This window comes from Acinetobacter sp. C32I (genome assembly GCF_023702715.1).
In the GTDB taxonomy this organism is placed as follows: Bacteria; Pseudomonadota; Gammaproteobacteria; order Pseudomonadales; family Moraxellaceae; genus Acinetobacter.
On the sequence record NZ_CP098480.1, the window covers coordinates 2,396,777 to 2,416,262 of the forward strand.

The following is a 19,486-nucleotide window of genomic DNA, read 5'->3' on the forward strand; positions in this document are numbered from 1 at the left end:
AATAAACAAAACCTACACACTATTAACAATTAAGCCCAATATTTAACAATTGCGTCACATTTTTAGTAATTTTAATGAAGTATTCCCATAATGCATAATAAAATACATATTAAACAAAAATAATAAACATAATGGGACTATTTTAAGATAAATCACAACTGTATATTTAGGCTCAGGTATAAGTGTGTCATCTCGACATTCGACACCTTTTCTATTCCTATGCTATGAAAAAACAGTTACTTAACATCCATAATGATTACCTAAAATTACTTGTGGATACCGCAACCACATTTGGTGTCCCCAAAGCTGAAGTTATTCGCTATTGCCAAATCCCTTTATCTTTACTTACTGATAATAATAAACAGGAACGTATTAGTTTTGACCAATGGACAGAGATTATTATTCATTTGTTAGAGCTTTTACCCGATAAAGGTGTGGGTTATCAATTTGGTTTAAATTGTAAACCCACCACACATGGTGCACTTGGGTTTCTATTAATTACTAATAGTTCAATCGGCAAAGTCCTTATTGATTTACAAAAATATTATAGTATGCGTATTCATAAAATGGATTTAGCCGTTCTAAATAAAAATAATAAAATCATTCTAAGGCTTAATCCACTGTATCAGCTCTCACCTCAACTCAATGAAAGCAAAAAAAATTCTGTTAATAAATTTTTTATCGAAAGTGCTTTGGTTGATATTATTAATAACTTACAAATGATCACTAATTTTAATTTAACCGGAATTAATATGCATGTGACCTGGGATAAAGAGGATTATCATTCATTTTATGAAAAGCGCTTACCCATGATGCATTTTAATCAAGAGCACAATCAGATTAGCTTTGATCTAAAATGTTTGGATCTACCACTGACGTTTAACTCAAATAGCGCTTATCAACTTGCAATAGAAATGGTGAATAAGGAATACCTTTTCTACCAAGATCTAGACAATAAGATTATTTTAAAAGTCAACCAACAACTCAAATTTACCCCTGGTGTCGGTTTTCCAAGCCTAACTGATGTCGCTGAAAAATTAAAACTCTCAGAAAGAACCTTAAAAAGAGAATTAGCACTTGCCAACACAACTTTTTCTGCACTACTACAATCAAAGAAGTTTGAGCTTGCCAAAAAGTTGATTGACTCAAATCGTAATATTCAAGAAATCTCTGATTTACTGGGTTATAGCCATATTAGTGCTTTTTCTCGGGCTTTTTTTGGCTGGACAGGTAAAAAACCAAGTGATTATATTCGTGAACAACGCAGTTCAATTAAAAGCTATTCTATTGAAAAGGCTAAAAAACTATATAAATAACTCACTCATTATCAATCTCAACACATTAAACATTATCTACCATAAATTTAAACATAATATGCATTTTTCACCCAAACTATTCCATTATTAAAAAAAGACAGATACATTATAAAAACTTAGTTTCCCCTCAGTTGTTGATACCCCGAATTAGGCGACTGAGGCTTTTTATTCAAAACACACATTAATAATGAATTGCATTATTCATTATTAAATAAAATTTGCTATTTTATATAGCCCTCAGTTTACCCTCAGTTGTCGATACCCCGAATTAGGCAACTGAGGCTTTTTATTTTTTAGCCTTACCAATTTATACTTTAAATATAATTTTCTAAATAAAGTGCTAATCCAATCTATTAGAGAAATATTTCTTTCTTAACCACAGAGACACACTGACAAGCGCAATCAACACAGGGACTTCAATCAATGGCCCAATCACCGTGGTAAAAGCGACAGGTGAAGCCAAACCAAAGGTCGCAATTGCAACAGCCAACGCCAACTCAAAATTATTGCCTGCTGCAGTAAATGAAATCGCGGTGGTTTTCGCATAGTCATTGCCCATCCATTTACTCATAAAGAAGCTGATGAAGAACATCACGACAAAGTATATGGTCAATGGAAGTGCGATACGAAGCACATCCAAAGGCAAGCTCACAACCTCAGCACCTTTCAGGCTAAACATCGCCACAATGGTAAACAGCAATGCCAACAAGCTGAGCGGACTGATCTTGGGCAAAAAAACATGCTGATACCACTGTAAACCTTTGGCACGGACCAAGATTAAACGGGTCAAAAACCCAAGTAAAAATGGAATACCGAGATAGATCAACACCGCATGGCTAATGGTCCAAAAATCAACATGGATCACTTGCCCTGCAATCCCAAAGTAAGGCGGTAAAAATGTTAGGAATAACCAAGCATAGGTGCTAAAGAATAGAATCTGGAAAATACTATTGAAAGCGACCAAGGCTGCGACATATTGATTATCACCACAAGCCAAACCGTTCCAGACCAAGACCATTGCAATACAACGGGCCAAACCAATCAAAATCAGTCCAGTCATATATTCTGGATAGCTATGCAAAAAAAGAATGGCTAATGCAAACATCAGCACAGGTGCAATCACCCAGTTCTGCACTAAAGACAAGCTTAAAGTTTTTTTGTCTTTAAACACTTGCGGTAGTGTGGCGTAATCCACTTTGGCTAAGGGTGGATACATCATCAAAATCAAACCCAGCGCAATTGGAATATTGACTGAATCGACACTCATTTGGTTTAAGCTGACCGAGGCTTGCGGGATAAACACACCTATCGCAACACCTAAAGCCATGGCGATAAAAATCCAGAGCGTCAGGTTACGATCTAAAAAGGAAAGGGTCTGCATGGCTTTTTAATCACAGCAACTTTTTGATACCAAGCTTTGCAAACTTGGTAATAAGGTCACCGCTTGCGTATCTAAAACCGACAGAACCTCATGCCCCCATGCGGGAAGTTGCGGATTGATCCGGTAATACACCCATTGCCCCTGACGGCGATCTTGCAACAAACCTGATGCACGTAATAAAGCCAGATGACGCGAAATTTTCGGTTGACTCAATTGTAATTTTTCAGTCAGATCACATACACATAACTCTTGATGCTGGGCAACCAACATTACGATATTGAGTCGGGTTTCATCAGATAAACACTTAAAAAAAGCGACAGCTTCCATTTCAGTTTCCTATTTAGATCTTCAATTTTCGGGCTTAAGATTTACTGAATTCGCTGACCATGTTCATCAATCACCTGTTCACCATCTTCTTTGCGAAATGCACCTTTTTGAGGGAAAGGTAAAATGTCGAGTACACGTTCCGATGGCCGACATAAACGTGTACCCAAAGTCGTGACCACAAAGGGACGATTGATCAGAATCGGATATTCAAGCATAAACTCGATCAGTTGAGCATCGCTCCAATCGTCTCGATCAAGTGACAAATTACGATAAGGCTCGACATTCTGGCGGATTGCTTCTCTGACCGTTAATTGTGCATCCCGAATCAAACCCATCAGCTCATCCCTTGTTGGTGGGTGAATCAGATATTCAATCACGGTCGGCTCAACCCCAGTATTGCGAATCAAAGCCAGTGTATTGCGTGAAGTTCCACACGCAGGATTGTGGTAAATCGTGATGTCGTCCATTGCACTTGATCTTTTAATAAGAGAATAGACCTTTTATATATGAATATTCATATATATGCAATTCCATATATTTAGCGCTCAATCTATTTTTTAATAGACCCGATAAAAATCAAAAAGATAGAGAGACTCAACTTGAACTATTTTTTTAAATCGTGGATGGAGGTTGAATTATTGAAAAGCGCTAAAGCGTTCCAGTTCATCAATGAGCTGTTTCTTTAAATCATCATCATAAATTTTAAATTTCAGGGTTTGAGTGTAGTTTTCAACAAAAATCAGACGGCTAAATTCGCTGTTGACCAAACCTTTAGCTGCCAAAAATGCCTGATAAGCTGCAAGCAATACACTTAAACGATGGCTTAGTGGCTTGCTCTCTCTTAATGTAAACGCTTTCTCCTGCATATAAATCGCTCCTCGTTTTTCTCAGCCCTTCCCCTTCATTCACCATGATTTAAATTTATTCTGATACGTGTGGAAGCATTTTTATTATTATTTAGTTTTTATTATATAAATCACGATAATGTTTTTAGATGACGTTTTTATGACAGTTTAATAATTCAGAAAAAATCAATGAACATCAGCTAGATAAGTTTTCTTTTATAGACTATGCTGTATAGGTCTCTTAAATGTGATATTTAATAATGAGCGATGTCGGTCTGTTAACTGAATTAAATCAAATGATTCATTATTATGTGACACGGAATGGATATCAACCAACACGAATTATTCTCGGGTATAAAGCCTATACCACCCTCATGCAAGACCAAAACTTTTCTAACGAAGTCCTAAATTCCGCACTCGATCCGAATAAACGTAAATACAAGAAACTGAAAATCAAACTGACCAAGGACGATGATCAGTTAGAACTTGAATAAGTAGCGATGACTGAAGTAAATCTATGATTATCAAAGCGACCCAACAAGACCATGTAACCTTATTAGACATCTGGGAAAAATCGGTCAGAGCGACGCATGACTTTTTACCTGAAGCGATGATTGCAGAGCTCAAGCCACTGATCATGAATGAATATTTTCATCATGTTGCACTATATAAATATGTGATTGAGCATAAAATTGTCGGCTTTCTTGGCAGCAGTAGCGACAATATTGAAATGCTGTTTATTCTGCCAGAATATCGAAGATCGGGGATCGGCAAGGCCCTACTCGATTTTGCAGTCACACAACTTCAGATCTATAAAGTTGATGTGAATGAGCAGAATCTACAAGCCGTTCAGTTTTATCAAAAAATGGGATTTCAGACGATGAGTCGTTCAGAGCTCGATGGTCAGGGAAACCCCTATCCGCTTTTACATCTACACATCAGCCCCTAAAGACTTATTCGTCCTCATAAAGAAACACGTGTTCAATGCTCAACCCAAATGCATGAGCAATTTTAAAGGCAAGCGTTAGACTCGGGTCATAGCGCTCTTTTTCAATGGCATTAATGGTTTGCCGCGATACACTGACATGATCCCCCAAGTCGCTTTGCGACCAGCCTTTGTCTTTTCTCAACTGGGGTACATTATTTTTCATCGATATTTCCAAGTTCCTACGGCGGTTGCAATTGACCAAAGCATCGCCATCATCGGCCAAATGATAAACATGGTCAGTTTTGGAAAGCCCACATTTTCCAGAAAGCCATAACTAAACGTAATCAGAGATGTGCCTACAAAGCTGATGCCAAGCGCCTGTAATTGTATCTTCTGTTGCAGTTCATCAAAACGTTTGAATTGTTGAATAATCACAAATGCAATCAGCAATGCCGGCAACATTGGCGTTAATGAAACAACAATTTTAAGCCATTGTTGATCAATAAAATTTAAAACTTTTAATGAGCCGATCAAAACCACCACATAGATTGCAATCGCGATCAGCAGCTGCAACAAATTCCGAGAATAATTCATACCACACCATGTAAAGTAAGCTTTACATCAGTATATTTAGCACACAACATAATGTAAAGCATACTTTACATATTTTTCATTATTTCAACTCTAGTAGATGTTCACTTCTCACCGAATTGATCATTTTGAAAGATAAGTTCAGTAAATGAGTCACTGAGCAAATTTATTTTTTCTTCTAATATGCGGCTATTGAATAGCAAGCTTCGAGCGTTAGGTTCACATGACTCAATTGCCAAAAGTTAAACGTCGTCTTCTCAACTCGCAAACTGCGAAAAAATTGCTGAATAGCCGTAGCGGACGTCAGGCACGCCATATCTTCTCGAATGCGACTGATCGCATTTTACGTGGGCATCAACTTGCGCTTTCTGGAAGCACACCTTTTGATATTGTGTATCAACGTGAAATTATCAGCCTACGTCACTATACAGCGGCAACGGAGAACACAACCCAGCATCGTATTCCCTTGGTGATTGTGCCCCCTCTGGCTGCCAATATGCTGATCTATGATTTATTTCCAAATCGCAGCCTCGTGCGCTATTTTCTGGCCCAAGGTTTTGATGTGTATCTGATTGACTGGGGTACCCCGAGCCTACGCCAAGCCAAATATAATCTTGGTACTTACGTGAAAACGTTTATGCCCGACTTTATCGAAAAGATTCGTGAGCATAGCGGTCAGCAACAACTTTCACTGTTTGGCTGGAGTCTAGGCGGCGCTTTATCCTTGTGTTATACCGCTCTATTCAAAGATAAAAACATCCAGAATCTGATGATCTTGGCTTCACCTATCAACACGCATAAATCAGGTTATATGGGTAAGTTTTATCAGCGTCTTACCGTACCTGCGCAATGGATTCGGAGTAATACCAAGTTCCGTATTCATCAAGTGCCGAGCCGAGTGTTCCATATTCATGGCTGGCAAAATACGCTGGGATTTAAACTCACCGATCCAATCGGAAACTTTAAAAACTATTGGGATCTGTTAAAAAACCTGAATGATCGCCAATTTGTGATTAACCACGCCACCTCAAGCTCCTTTGTCGACAATATGCTGGCCTATCCAGGCGGTGTAATGCGCGATATTATTCTGCGCTTCTGGATTGATAATGAACTATCGACGGGTTCGGTTCAATTTGGTGAGCAAAGTGCAAATCTAAAAGATATTGATTGTTCAGTACTGGCAATTGGCGGCAGTAGCGACATTATCGTAACTGCGGAAGCAGTACGTCCACTGATGGATTTAATCAGCAGTAGCGACAAGCAATTTGAAATTGTTCCCGGCGGACATATGGGGCTGGTCTCAGGCAGCCAAGCACCAGAACTGGTCTGGCCTGTGGTAACGCAGTGGTTAGCGCCACGTTCTGAATAAATGTCACTCATCTACACAAATAAAAGGCGGCCATCTAGGCAGCCTTTTTTAATTCCCATGCAGCTTGATCATGCAAAATGTTGATAACGATGCAATACCAAACCTTCCACATTGACAGGCGTACCCAATAAATAGCCCTGTAACTGGTTGCAACCTAAACTGGTTAGGATGTCTGCTTGTTGCTGTGTTTCGACGCCTTCTGCTGTTACGACCAAACCCAGTTTTGCAGCCAAATGGATAATGCTTTCCAGAATTGCTTCTTCTTTAGAATTCGGTTTGAGGTCGATCAGAAAACCGCGGTCAATTTTAAGTTCATCTACAGGCAAGTCTTTTAAATATAAGAAGCTTGAATAGCCTGTACCAAAGTCATCAATGGCAATGCGAATGCCGAGCTTACGCAGGCGCTCCAAAGTACGAATACTGGAATCAATATGATGCATGGCTGTAGATTCAGTAATTTCAAGAATGAGGTGATGGGGTTGGATTTGGTATTGTTCTAATAATTGTTCGAGGACACTAAACAGCTTTTTATTTTCAAATTGTAGTGCAGAAAGATTAACAGCAATTGGATAAAACGGACTCTTACTTCGTTCCCACTTCTGGATTTGTTGGCAGGCTTGTTCCAGTGCCCAATATCCCATCGGAATAATCAAACCGGTTTTTTCTGCCCCTTCAATAAACATTTGTGGGGTCAGTAGTCCTAGGGTTGGATGCTTCCATCGAATCAGTGCTTCCACCCCGCAGACCTCATAATTCGAAGTAAATTTGGGTTGGTAGAACAAGACAAACTGTTGCTCATCAACAGCCTTATACAAGTCATTAATCAGTTTGGACTGACTGCGTACATCTTGCTGATCGGACATGGAATGGAACATGGTATAGGTGTTACGGCCTTGATCTTTGGAGATCAGCATCGCGACATCGGCATTAATCAACAGGTCTTGTACATTACAACCATGCTCAGGATACATGGCAATCCCGACACTGGCAGAAATATTAATATCCTTTGCCGCAATCAGATAGGTTTCCTGAATGTAGTGCAAAATATCTTCTGAAAGCTGCATCGCTTCATTAATATCGGTATCTTCAGAAATTAAGACAAACTCATCACCGCCAATCCGAAACAACTTATGACTCGAATCCAGCTTATTGTATAAACGGTTTGCCATTTGGATCAGGAGCTGATCGCCAATATGATGGCCAAAAGCATCATTCACTGATTTAAAACGATCTAAATCAATATACAGAAATGCCGCTTTTTGCCCATTTAAACGATGATGGTTAAACACCACTTCTGCATGTTCGGTCAGATACAAACGATTTGGGAGCTTGGTCAATGCATCATGTAAAGATTGAGTCGCTAGTTCTTTATTGATTAAGGTGAGTTGTTCATTTCTCTCTTCGAGTCGGGCCTCAAGCACTGCAACGGCAAAACCCGCCACCAGAACAAGACTGGTAATAAAGATAATGGTAAACAGCAAGACACTTTGTTCCGTATGTTCTGACGTCAGTATTTGCGCCAAACTTTCATCGAAATAAGTTGCCGCCATACCCGTGTAATGCATCCCAACGATACTTAAGGCCATGAGGACAGCAACCACAACTTTCAGTAAGGTCCGGTATGTCACTGCGGTTTTATATTTAAAAATAAAGAAGAAACTCAGACCAGAACCACTAATTGCAATGAGAACAGAACACAGAACCAAAAGCGGATCATAATGCATGGCATGATGTTCTACCATCAATGCGGCCATCCCCGTATAGTGCATCCCAGATATTCCCAAGCCCATGAATACAGCACCAAGGATTAAACGAGGGATCGGTAAAGTGGGTCTTGAAGTGAGCCAAACGGCAAAAATCGAAGCCGCAGCACCAATTAAATAAGATAGTATGGTTAAATTAACATCAAAATGATAGCCTTCTGGCAAATGGCTAGCCAGCATTCCCACAAAGTGCATTGACCATATGGCTAAGCCTAAGATTAGCCCGCTCGCAATCAAAATGCTTTTTTCAAACTTTTTATAAGCACCCTTAAAGACGAGTTCTTCCATCGATACTGCAACGTAACATGTCACGACTGCAACCAAAATGGAAACGATGACCAATGTGCTATCGTAATCAACGTGAACCATAAAGGACTTCCATGATTATTCAGTACTTTTTTTTATATGATGAGCAAAATGCTCGAAATCCGAACGACGTTTCACACCCAAAGAAGTCATGAATAGTGTATTCATAAACTTTCCTTAACAATAACATCATCTAGCATAAGGTCAAGTCTTTTTCACTTTATAAATCAATAGAATAAAAGCACATAATCATTTCAAACCAATGAAAAATCTTGTTTTTTTATTTCATTTTTTTGACCAAAAGACTCATTTATTTTTGCTAAATCATTTTAATTTTTAAGTCATTACAATGTGTTTATTTTTAGTCGTGCAGACACCCCAAAGCATGCAACACTTTTTTAGCTTGAATCCGAACTGCTCATCCTCAGCAATATGATTAAAACATAAACAATATAAGCTGATTTATTCATCTATATTGTTATAACTCTGTTATCGCACCCCATAAAAAAACCTTGTTTATCTTCGACAAGATTTTTTGTTTAACTCAGAGTAAAAATTAGTTCTTGTCTTTGTCTACGATTTTGTTTACTTGAATTCAAGGCATGAGCAGGGAAATAGAAAAGCATGAGAAGCATCGCTTCGTAAGGCCCCTGCGCAAGAGTGAAGCTATGCTTCGCTAACGTACGTAACATTAGGATTTTCCATAAAAAAACCCTTGAATAAACAAGGGTCTTTATTTGACTTAGAAAAAATTAGTTCTTTTCTTTGTCTACGATTTTGTTTGCTTGAATCCAAGGTACGAAAAAAGATGAAAGCACTGCTTTCATCTTTTTGAGGCACGTAAAGATAAACATAAAAAACCCACTCAAATAGAGTGGGTCTTCGCGTTCAAATCAATTGATTCGAGAAATTAGTTTTTCTCTTTATCAACAATCTTGTTCGCTTGAATCCAAGGCATGAGCAGGGAAATAGAAAAGCATCGCTTTTCCCCTGCGTAAGAGTGAAGCTATGCTTCGCTAACGCACGCAGCATCAGGATTACCCAATAAAAAAGCCCCTGTACAAACAAGGGCTTTTAAAGATTAAACTAAAACTTAGTTTTTCTCTTTATCTACGATTTTGTTCGCTTGAATCCAAGGCATCATCGCACGTAACTTGTTACCTGTTACTTCAATACCGTGTGCAGCGTTTTGACGACGACGTGCAGTCATTGACGGATAGTTCAACGCACCTTCTTGGATGAACATCTTCGCATATTCACCAGACTGAATACGTTTCAACGCATTACGCATTGCTTCACGAGACTGTTCGTTGATGACTTCAGTACCAGTCACATATTCACCATATTCAGCATTGTTAGATACTGAATAGTTCATGTCCGCGATACCGCCTTCGAACATCAAGTCAACGATTAACTTAAGTTCATGCAAGCATTCGAAGTAAGCCATTTCTGGTGCATAACCAGCTTCAACCAAAGTTTCGAAGCCCATTTTAACCAATTCAACGGCACCACCACAAAGAACTGCTTGCTCACCAAATAAGTCAGTTTCAGTTTCTTCACGGAAAGAAGTTTCGATGATACCTGTACGACCACCACCTACGCCTGAAGCATAAGAAAGTGCAACGTTGCGTGCATTACCAGAAGCATCTTGATGGATCGCGATTAAATCAGGAACACCTGAACCACGTTGGTATTCAGAACGTACAGTGTGACCAGGTGCTTTCGGTGCAACCATGATTACGTCTAGGTCTTTACGTGGAACAACTTGGTTATAAAGAATAGAGAAACCATGAGCAAATGCTAAAGTTGCACCTTCTTTGATGTTTGGTTCAATCACATCACGATAAAGTTGAGATTGGAACTCATCTGGCGTCAAAATCATGACTAAGTCAGCTTGAGCAACCGCAGCTGGAACTTCAGAAACTTTAAGACCTGAGTTTTCAGCTTTTTTCCAAGAAGTAGAACCAGCACGTAAACCAACAGTTACGTCTACGCCAGAATCTTTCAAGTTAAGTGCATGCGCATGGCCTTGTGAACCATAACCAATGATTGCAACTTTCTTGCCTTGGATGATTGATAAGTCACAGTCTTTATCGTAAAAAATTTGCATCTGTTTTCTCCATGAAAACTTTAAAATATGTTGGGTATTTCCCCCTCACCCTAACCCTCTCCCCAAGGAGAGGGAACTCCTTCTCCCTCTGGGAGAAGGTTGGGATGAGGGTTTTTAAAAACTTAAATTGTTAAAACTTTTTCGCCACGCGCGATGCCTGAAACACCAGAGCGTACAACTTCAAGAATGGTATTTTCTGCGAGTGCATCAATAAAACCATCAATCTTTTCAGTGGTACCGGCAATCTGAATGGTATAGGTCGTCGGTGTCACATCAACGATTTGCGCACGGAAGATATCCGCTGTACGTTTGATTTCCGCACGTGCAGCACCCAATGCTTTCACTTTGATGAGCATCAACTCACGTTCGATATGCGAACCTTCTGAGAGATCAACCACTTTTACCACTTCAACCAATTTGTTCAGTTGCTTGGTAATCTGCTCGATTTTATGATCATCGCCATAAGTCGTTAAGGTTAAACGCGATAGGGTTTCGTCTTCTGTTGGTGCAACATTCAGTGTTTCAATGTTGTAGCCACGTTGACTGAATAAGCCAACAAGACGAGAAAGCGCACCAGCTTCGTTTTCAACGAGTACAGAAATAATATGTCTCATTATGTACGCTCTCCTTTACCTAACCACATATCCTTCATGGACTGGCCTGCAATCAACATTGGATAAACATGTTCTGTACGATCAACCATGACATTAATGAATACACATTTATCATTAATTGCCATCGCTTCAGCTAATTTAGAATCGAGCTCGTCAGCGTGGTTAATCTGAATACCAACATGACCATACGCTTCCATTAACTTGGCAAAATCAGGTAATGAATCTACATAAGAACTTGAATGACGTCCTTCGTAGTTCATATCTTGCCACTGCTTCACCATGCCCAAGGCTTGGTTGTTTAAGCAGAGAATTTTTACATTCAAGCCATATTGCTTGCAGGTCGATAATTCTTGGATACACATCTGAATCGATGCTTCACCAGTAATACAAACCACTTGCTGGTCTGGGAATGCAAGCTTTGCAGCCATCGCATACGGCAAACCTACACCCATGGTGCCTAAGCCACCTGAGTTAATCCACTGACGCGGACGTTTGTATTTATAGTAGTTTGCACCAAACATCTGATGCTGACCCACGTCAGAAGTAATGATGGCTTCACCATTGGTCGCACGATCTAATGCCTCAACCACTTGCTGAGGTTTCATTACACCATTTTGACCTGCTTCATAACGTAAGCCGTGTACTTTGCGCCATTCATTGATCTGAGACCACCATGCCGCAATTGCTTCAGGGTTTGGCTTAGATACATTCATTTGTTTGAGTTGCGCCAACATTTCTTGAAGTACAGGCTCTACAGCACCCACGATTGGGATGTGCGCCATAATGGTCTTCGAGATGGTTGCTGGATCAACATCAATATGAATGACTTTTGCATTGGTACAGAATTTTGCAGGGTTGTTGGTTACACGGTCATCGAAACGTGCACCAATGGCCAAAATCACATCTGCATTATGCATCGCCATGTTGGCTTCATAAGTACCATGCATCCCCAACATGCCCACGAACTGTGGATCATTACCAGGGAAAGCACCTAAGCCCATTAAAGTATTCGTAACTGGATAACCCAATAAATGTGCAAGCTCAGTCAATAAGCCAGACGCATTGCCTTGAACCACACCACCACCGGTATAGATCATTGGGCGTTTAGCCGTAATCAACTCATCAATCGCTTTGCGAATTTGACCCGAGTGACCACGTGAAGGCGGCTGATATGAACGCATCTTCACTTTGTCAGGATATTCGTAGGCAAACTTTTCCGCAGGATTGGTCGCATCTTTCGGAATATCAACCACAACTGGACCCGGACGGCCAGACGCAGCAATATAGAATGCTTTCTTAATAATTGCAGGAATTTCGCTAGCGTGACGCACTTGGAAACTATGTTTTACGATTGGACGAGAAATACCAACCATATCTGTTTCTTGGAATGCATCTTCTCCAATCAGATGGCTTGCAACCTGACCAGACAGAATCACCATTGGGATTGAGTCCATGTAGGCTGTTGCGATTGGAGTGACGGTATTGGTTGCGCCCGGTCCAGAAGTGACCAGTACCACACCTGTCTTACCTGTTACGCGTGAGTATGCGTCTGCCATATGACCGGCAGCTTGCTCATGACGAACGAGGTAATGGTTGATTTTGTCTTGTTGAAATAGCGCATCATAAATATGTAATACAGCGCCGCCTGGATACCCAAAAACATGCTCTACGCCTTCGTCCGCAAGCGCACGAACGAGCATTTCACCACCAGATAAAAGTTCCAACGTGATTCACCCTAGTATTTTGCACAATTTATGGGAGACATAAATTGTGTTCATTCATTAACTTTTGCACTTCTTATAAGTGTGCGTATTCTACTCGTTTTTGCTGCAATAGGAAAAATTTTCTGAGACTCATCAGCCGTATAAACTTGATGACATCTCGAATCAAAATGTGCTGGGATAAGCATATTTCAAAAAATCATTCTCTCGGCTAGAAAGAATGTCCATTGCAAGCCATGACATTTATTCGAAGGGTGATCAAATAAACACATATAAAACTTGAGAAAGCATTCTTGTTTCTTTCATAAGCAATGTCAAGAACAAAGAAAAGGATTTTAACGAATATTTTTTAGCTGTTGTTTTTTTAGACACATTTCACGGAATTATTTGGTCTTGTCAAAACGCCCATTTATCAAAAAACTATTTTCTTTTTAATGAAAAATAGGCATTGTAAATTGCTTATTTAAGTACTTTGATCGAATATAGACGGCATTCATTTGGGGAGATTAAACATGAATTTATCTTATTTAAAAACAATACTTTACACAACATCAACCGCTGCAATACTACTGTGTTCCAGCCAGAACTATGCACAACAATATTACAAATGGGTTGATGCCAAAGGTTCAACCCATTACACCACCACGCCGCCGCCAAAAGGTGCCAAGCGTTTGGACAAAGTTTCAACGTATGGCAATAGCCCTCAAAGCAGCAACCCAACGACTCAGCAAGGCCATCGAGCGAATTCTGAAGCCACTCCGAATGTAACACAGCAAGCACCGCAGACAGCGCCATCCACGCCGACTAACACAGTGAAACCACAAAGCCAGCCATCTGCAGCAGCATCATCTGATCGCTAAACCCCTGCATAATCCTGCAAGGTCATCTTCAACACGGCGGCCTTGCAGATAAAATCCCGATCTAAAAACTGACATTTCCTACAATTTTGCGCTATGCTGTGCAGCAATCTTAACTTTACTTTTTTGTTGTATCGCATATCCCTATGACGACTTCTCACATTGACTCCGAATATCAAGCAAGTGCCATTGAGCCTCAAGTTCAACAAGACTGGGACAATCGCAAAGTTTTTAAAGTTGCAGACACTGTAGAGGGCAAACATCGCTATATCCTGTCGATGTTCCCTTACCCAAGTGGCAAACTGCACATGGGGCATGTGCGTAACTACACCATTGGTGACGTGATCAGCCGTTTCCATCGCTTAAAAGGCGAAACAGTATTACAACCAATGGGTTGGGATGCGTTTGGTTTGCCGGCTGAAAATGCAGCGATTGCACACCAAGTTGCACCAGCGAAATGGACCTTTGAAAACATCGCTTACATGCGTGACCAATTAAAAAAATTGGGTCTGTCTGTCGACTGGGATCGCGAATTTGCGACCTGTACACCAGAGTACTATCACTGGGAACAATGGTTATTCGTACAACTTTATAAGAAAGGCTTGATCTATCGTAAGCTTTCAACCGTGAACTGGGACCCTGTTGACCAGACTGTGCTTGCGAATGAACAAGTTGAAAATGGTCGTGGCTGGCGTTCAGGTGCATTGGTTGAAAAACGCGATATTCCAATGTACTACTTCCGCATTACCGACTATGCACAAGAATTATTAGACGACCTAGATACGTTAAAAGATGGCTGGCCGCAACAGGTCTTGACCATGCAGCGTAACTGGATTGGTCGTTCAACGGGGATGGAAATTACCTTCCCTTCTGCCAATACTGAAATTTATGCAGATGGCCTAACCGTTTATACCACGCGTGCTGATACCTTGATGGGTGTGACCTATGTTGCTGTTGCAGCAGAACACCCAATGGCGCTTAAAGCGGCTGCCCTCCAAGCAGAAGCAGGCAACCCGGAACTTGCTGCATTTATTGAAGAATGCCGTATGGGTTCAGTGGCAGAAGCGGATTTAGCCACGGCTGAAAAGAAAGGCATGGCAACAGGCTTATCTGTTAAACATCCAGTGACTGGCGAAGACCTCCCTGTCTGGATTGCTAACTATGTATTGATGTCATACGGTTCAGGCGCTGTAATGGCGGTTCCTGCGCATGACGAACGTGATTTTGAATTTGCCAATAAATTCGACTTACCAATCAAACAAGTAATTGATGCCAAAGGCGCTGACGATGCTGAATACTCAGTTGCTGAATGGCAAGAATGGTATGGTTCTAAAGATGGCAAACTGGTTAATTCTGGCGAGTTTGATGGTCTTGCATTCCAAGCTGCTTATGATGCCTTCCTTGCAAAATTAGAACCACAGGCATTAGCCAATTCTAAGGTTCAATTCCGTTTACGTGACTGGGGTGTTTCTCGTCAACGTTACTGGGGTTGCCCAATTCCAATGATCAACTGTAACAGCTGTGGTCAAGTCACTGTTCCAGAAGATCAATTACCTGTGGTATTACCGACCGATGTAGTTCCAGATGGCTCAGGTAACCCATTGAATAAGATGCCTGAATTCTATGAAACCAAATGCCCAAGCTGTGGCGGCGATGCACGTCGTGAAACCGATACCTTGGACACCTTTGTAGAATCATCTTGGTACTATGCACGTTATGCATCTCCTGATTTCACAGGTGGTATGGTAAAACCTGAAGCAGCACAAAGCTGGCTTCCTGTGAACCAATATATCGGTGGGGTTGAACATGCAATCTTGCACTTACTTTATGCACGTTTCTTCCATAAATTGATGCGCGATGAAGGTGTGGTACAAGGTAACGAACCATTTACTAACTTGCTCACCCAAGGCATGGTGTTGGCGGATACCTTCTATCGTGAAGCAGAGAATGGTAAGAAAACTTGGTTCAACCCTGCTGACATCGAATTAGAGCGTGATGAAAAAGGTCGTATCCTGTCTGCGAAATATTCAGGTGATGGTCAGGAAGTTGTGATTGGTGGACAAGAAAAAATGTCGAAGTCAAAAAACAACGGCATCGACCCACAAGCGATTATTGATCAATACGGCGCAGATACAGCTCGTGTCTTCATGATGTTCGCTGCGCCACCAGATCAATCACTCGAATGGTCTGATGCAGGTGTTGAAGGTGCTAACCGCTTCTTGAAACGTGTATGGCGTTTGGCTGCTGGTTTCTTGGAAAAAGGCAACCCAGCAACGGCAATTGATACTGCAACCTTATCGAAAGATGCGCAGGATTTACGTCGTAAAACCCATGAAACCATCCAGAAAGTGGGTGATGACATCGAACGTCGTCATGCGTTCAATACGGCAATTGCAGCATTGATGGAATTGCTCAATGCCAGCAACAAGTTTGAAGCAAAAGATGACAATGATGTTGCTGTTGCACGTGAAGCAATCACCACCTTATTGACGCTACTTGCCCCATTTGCACCGCATTTGAGTCAAACTTTATTAACTCAGTTTGGTTTGGAATTAACGACCATTGAATTCCCGCAAGTGGATGAATCTGCGTTAACCCGTAATACGCAAACGATTGTTGTACAAGTGAATGGTAAACTTCGTGGTAAGTTAGACGTCGCAGTCGATATCTCAAAAGATGAGTTATTGGCATTGGCAAAAGCATTACCAGAAGTACAACAATTCTTGACTGGCCCAACCAAGAAAGAAATTGTAGTACCCAATAAACTTGTTAATTTAGTGGTTTAATGTGCTGCTTAAATTCCCCCTCCTAAACAGGCGGCGGAATTTATCGAAACAAAACCTCATCAAAGCCCGCTGTCATTCATCGGGCTTTGATTCTAAAATGTGGTCAATTTACCAAGATTAAATCTTCCATATTTGATGGAATATCATAAGGACAAAGCATGCATTTAGCTCAACGTTTAGCTGCTATCGTTTTAACTTTAGGTCTAAGTGCAGGCTTGGTCGGCTGTGGCTTTCATTTAAAGGGAAGCAATCCTACAGCGGCACCCTTGGTCTACAACAAACTGACTTTAGTCCTGCCTGACAATACCGATCAGCTTGAAAACCAACTCAGCATTTATCTTGGAGCAACTGGTGTACAACTCAGTAATGCCAATGATGCTTATGTCCTCCGTGTTTTGGATTACACCCCGCGTCGCCAATTACTGAATGGTAAGCTGACTGAAGTGTTGCTGCGTTTAACCGTGACTTTCCAGATCGAAGACCGTCAAGGTAAAAAGATCACTGAACCACGTACCTTAACCGCTTCTCGTACCTATCAATACGACGTGGCAACGGTCAACACCGATAACCAACAAGAAGCGTATTTGAATCGTATTGTGATTGATGATGTGGCACAGCAAATTACGCGTCAAATCGCAGCCAATCGTTTACCGAAAGCACAGCCTTAGTTTGTCATTATGAAACTGGATTATGTTCAAGCCTTAAAACGGGTTCACGAGGCTCGCGGTGCATGGATCATGCATGGACAAGAGCCTCTACTTGAACAAAACTTGCTTGATGCATTCCGTAAAAGCTGGCAACAACAAGAAGTTGAGCGGCAGCGTTATGATATCAGTAGCGCCAATGACTGGAAAAATGTCTTTAACGCACTGAATAGTTTATCCCTGTTCTCGCAACAGCTTGCGATTGAAGTGCATGGCAATATCAAACCTGATGCCAATGGCTTAAAACTGCTGAAAAGCTATATTCAACATAATGAACATAATCTCTTGCTGATTGTTTTACCGAAGCAAGACAGCAGCAGTTTAAAGTCAGCTTTTTTCCAAGTGGTTGAAGCTAATGGTGTAGTGGTTCCGCTGACCGCGACCTATCCACAAGATCGACAACGCATCTTAAGCATCGAAGCCGAAAAACTGGGGATTCAACTGAATCATGATGCATGGCAATGGTTGATGCAGCATCATGAACACAACTTATTGGCTGCTAAAAACAGTTTAATGCGGGTTGCCGATACATTCCCCGATATTCAACAGATTCAGATTGAACAACTATATTCCTGCTTACAGGATCAATCACGTTATACGACGTATGATTTAAGTGATGCCTTGCTTGCTGGAAACTTGGCGCAGTCGGTCAAGATTTATCAATACCTGATTGCTGCGGGCGAGCCTGATAGCCTGATCTTATGGACCTTAAGCAAAGAAATGCGCTTATTGATGCAATTGTTTGAACAACCGCATAATGCGATTCAACTCGGGATCTGGAAAACCAAAGTATCACAATATCAACAAGCACTACGTCGTTTAAATCCGAGACAATTCCTAACTTGGTCTGATTTATTACTGCGCATTGATGCTTCGATCAAAGGCATGTCCAAAGAAAACCCTGAACAGCTGATGCTACAAGCCTTAGCTGAACTGTGTGGTACCACCCTGTTTGCTCAACCTGCTTAAACCACAGCGTACATAATAAAAATAATGGATCAGCCGATGTCATTCCATTTAAGCCTTGACCAAATCAAGCAGATCAAAAGTCTATTCCAACAAGCCGATAGTCTAATCATTAGCGCTGGTGCAGGCATGGGCGTTGACTCGGGGTTGCCCGATTTCCGCGGTAATCAAGGCATGTGGCAAGCCTATCCCGAGCTGGGTAAACAACGTATCGATTTTACCGAAATTGCCAATCCTGCCGCATTTAAACGGCATCCACGTTTGGCTTGGGGGTTTTACGGGCATCGCTTGGCACTGTATCGTCAGACCACGCCCCATTCTGGTTTTCAACAACTCAAGCAACTGGCAAAAATATTAGAACTTCCTACCTTTGTATTTACCTCGAATGTTGACGGTCAATTTCAAAAAGCGGGATTTAATCCTGATCACATTTATGAATGTCATGGTTCAATTCACCACCTGCAATGTCTGGACGCGTGTACACAGACCATTTGGTCCGCAGATGAATTAAGGCCACAAATTGATCATCAAGACTGCCAATGGCGAGGACAGTTACCACAATGCCCACACTGTGGCGGTTTGGCACGACCAAATATCTTAATGTTCAATGATATGGGTTGGATCAGCCATCAACATGATCAGCAGGCACAACGCTTAAAAGCTTTTCTAAAAGATCATCAGCGTCCTGTGGTGATCGAAATGGGTGCGGGTACAGCCATTCCAACCGTACGTTATTTTAGTGAGCAATTTGCGCCAGGTCTGATTCGAATTAACCTACGTGAATATACGCTCCCTGCATCAGGTGGCATCGCCCTTGCAACAACTGCCGAACAAGGAGTCCGCAGTATTTATCAGATTTTTATAGAATAACTTACCAACAAAATAGCAAATAATTCTCATTC

General features: G+C 41.1%; 19 protein-coding genes. 9 read left to right on the forward strand and 10 right to left on the reverse strand.

Translation table 11 applies throughout. The annotated features are described in order from the left end of the window. Positions 1 to 224 precede the first annotated feature (224 nt). Positions 225 to 1,316: an AraC family transcriptional regulator gene (locus tag NDN13_RS11415; RefSeq protein ID WP_251115543.1), complete on the forward strand. Its 1,092-nt coding sequence runs from the start codon at positions 225 to 227 to the stop codon at positions 1,314 to 1,316. Between the two features lie 340 nt (positions 1,317 to 1,656). Here the strand turns inward: NDN13_RS11415 and arsB are convergent, their stop codons facing one another. From arsB to NDN13_RS11435, 4 genes are all read right to left on the reverse strand, one after another. Continuing rightward, complete coding sequence (gene arsB / locus NDN13_RS11420) at positions 1,657 to 2,697, reverse strand: ACR3 family arsenite efflux transporter (RefSeq protein WP_251115544.1); 1,041 nt, start codon at positions 2,695 to 2,697, stop codon at positions 1,657 to 1,659. Positions 2,698 to 2,703: 6 nt separating this feature from the next. Then, entirely contained in the window at positions 2,704 to 3,024 is a 321-nt protein-coding gene (locus tag NDN13_RS11425) for a metalloregulator ArsR/SmtB family transcription factor (RefSeq protein WP_251115545.1), read from the reverse strand. Positions 3,025 to 3,065: 41 nt separating this feature from the next. Further along, positions 3,066 to 3,491, reverse strand: coding sequence for an arsenate reductase (glutaredoxin) (gene arsC / locus NDN13_RS11430; RefSeq protein WP_251115546.1), 426 nt, complete (start codon positions 3,489 to 3,491; stop codon positions 3,066 to 3,068). 168 nt (positions 3,492 to 3,659) lie between these two features. Continuing rightward, a complete protein-coding gene (locus tag NDN13_RS11435; RefSeq protein ID WP_251115547.1) occupies positions 3,660 to 3,890 on the reverse strand; it encodes a hypothetical protein in 231 nt (76 codons plus the stop codon). A gap of 239 nt (positions 3,891 to 4,129) precedes the next feature. Here NDN13_RS11435 and NDN13_RS11440 point away from each other — a divergent pair, with 239 nt between their 5' ends. Both NDN13_RS11440 and NDN13_RS11445 read left to right on the forward strand, forming a co-directional pair. Next, positions 4,130 to 4,363, forward strand: a complete 234-nt coding sequence (locus tag NDN13_RS11440; protein ID WP_251115548.1) for a hypothetical protein — start codon at positions 4,130 to 4,132, stop codon at positions 4,361 to 4,363. A 23-nt stretch (positions 4,364 to 4,386) separates the two neighbouring features. Continuing rightward, on the forward strand, positions 4,387 to 4,818 hold the full coding sequence (locus NDN13_RS11445) for a GNAT family N-acetyltransferase (RefSeq protein ID WP_251115549.1): 432 nt from the start codon (positions 4,387 to 4,389) through the stop codon (positions 4,816 to 4,818). 4 nt (positions 4,819 to 4,822) lie between these two features. Here the strand turns inward: NDN13_RS11445 and NDN13_RS11450 are convergent, their stop codons facing one another. Together NDN13_RS11450 and NDN13_RS11455 are read right to left on the reverse strand one after the other, a co-directional pair. After that, a complete protein-coding gene (locus NDN13_RS11450) occupies positions 4,823 to 5,020 on the reverse strand; it encodes a helix-turn-helix transcriptional regulator (RefSeq protein WP_251115550.1) in 198 nt (65 codons plus the stop codon). After that, positions 5,017 to 5,391 (reverse strand): hypothetical protein, encoded by a 375-nt coding sequence (locus tag NDN13_RS11455; protein WP_251115551.1) that lies wholly within the window; start codon positions 5,389 to 5,391, stop codon positions 5,017 to 5,019. Before NDN13_RS11455 ends, NDN13_RS11450 begins: the two co-directional genes overlap by 4 nt. A 220-nt stretch (positions 5,392 to 5,611) precedes the next feature. Between NDN13_RS11455 and NDN13_RS11460 the strand changes: the two genes are divergently transcribed. Further along, on the forward strand, positions 5,612 to 6,757 hold the full coding sequence (locus NDN13_RS11460) for an alpha/beta fold hydrolase (RefSeq protein ID WP_016543099.1): 1,146 nt from the start codon (positions 5,612 to 5,614) through the stop codon (positions 6,755 to 6,757). Positions 6,758 to 6,825: 68 nt separating this feature from the next. Here the strand turns inward: NDN13_RS11460 and NDN13_RS11465 are convergent, their stop codons facing one another. From NDN13_RS11465 to NDN13_RS11480, 4 genes are all read right to left on the reverse strand, one after another. Then, positions 6,826 to 8,889: a putative bifunctional diguanylate cyclase/phosphodiesterase gene (locus NDN13_RS11465; protein WP_251115552.1), complete on the reverse strand. Its 2,064-nt coding sequence runs from the start codon at positions 8,887 to 8,889 to the stop codon at positions 6,826 to 6,828. Positions 8,890 to 9,919: 1,030 nt separating this feature from the next. Beyond that, entirely contained in the window at positions 9,920 to 10,936 is a 1,017-nt protein-coding gene (gene ilvC / locus NDN13_RS11470) for a ketol-acid reductoisomerase (protein WP_004655853.1), read from the reverse strand. A gap of 122 nt (positions 10,937 to 11,058) precedes the next feature. Next, positions 11,059 to 11,550, reverse strand: coding sequence for an acetolactate synthase small subunit (ilvN, locus tag NDN13_RS11475; RefSeq protein WP_004655854.1), 492 nt, complete (start codon positions 11,548 to 11,550; stop codon positions 11,059 to 11,061). Further along, the gene (locus NDN13_RS11480; RefSeq protein WP_251115553.1) at positions 11,550 to 13,274 is read right to left on the reverse strand and encodes an acetolactate synthase 3 large subunit; all 1,725 of its coding nucleotides are present in this window, start codon (positions 13,272 to 13,274) and stop codon (positions 11,550 to 11,552) included. The genes ilvN and NDN13_RS11480 overlap by 1 nt, the downstream gene beginning before the upstream one ends. Before the next feature lie 509 nt (positions 13,275 to 13,783). Between NDN13_RS11480 and NDN13_RS11485 the strand changes: the two genes are divergently transcribed. The 5 genes from NDN13_RS11485 to NDN13_RS11505 all read left to right on the forward strand — a co-directional run bounded on the left by NDN13_RS11485 (position 13,784) and on the right by NDN13_RS11505 (position 19,454). After that, positions 13,784 to 14,131, forward strand: a complete 348-nt coding sequence (locus NDN13_RS11485; protein ID WP_251115554.1) for a DUF4124 domain-containing protein — start codon at positions 13,784 to 13,786, stop codon at positions 14,129 to 14,131. A 143-nt stretch (positions 14,132 to 14,274) separates the two neighbouring features. Beyond that, a complete protein-coding gene (leuS, locus tag NDN13_RS11490) occupies positions 14,275 to 16,914 on the forward strand; it encodes a leucine--tRNA ligase (protein ID WP_251115555.1) in 2,640 nt (879 codons plus the stop codon). Positions 16,915 to 17,072: 158 nt separating this feature from the next. After that, positions 17,073 to 17,582: an LPS-assembly lipoprotein LptE gene (locus NDN13_RS11495; protein ID WP_167251289.1), complete on the forward strand. Its 510-nt coding sequence runs from the start codon at positions 17,073 to 17,075 to the stop codon at positions 17,580 to 17,582. A gap of 9 nt (positions 17,583 to 17,591) precedes the next feature. After that, complete coding sequence (gene holA / locus NDN13_RS11500) at positions 17,592 to 18,587, forward strand: DNA polymerase III subunit delta (RefSeq protein WP_251115556.1); 996 nt, start codon at positions 17,592 to 17,594, stop codon at positions 18,585 to 18,587. Positions 18,588 to 18,623: 36 nt separating this feature from the next. Next, positions 18,624 to 19,454 carry an SIR2 family NAD-dependent protein deacylase gene (locus NDN13_RS11505; protein WP_251115557.1) on the forward strand — a complete coding sequence of 277 codons (831 nt, stop codon included), beginning with the start codon at positions 18,624 to 18,626 and terminating at the stop codon, positions 19,452 to 19,454. The last annotated feature ends 32 nt before the right edge of the window (positions 19,455 to 19,486 follow it).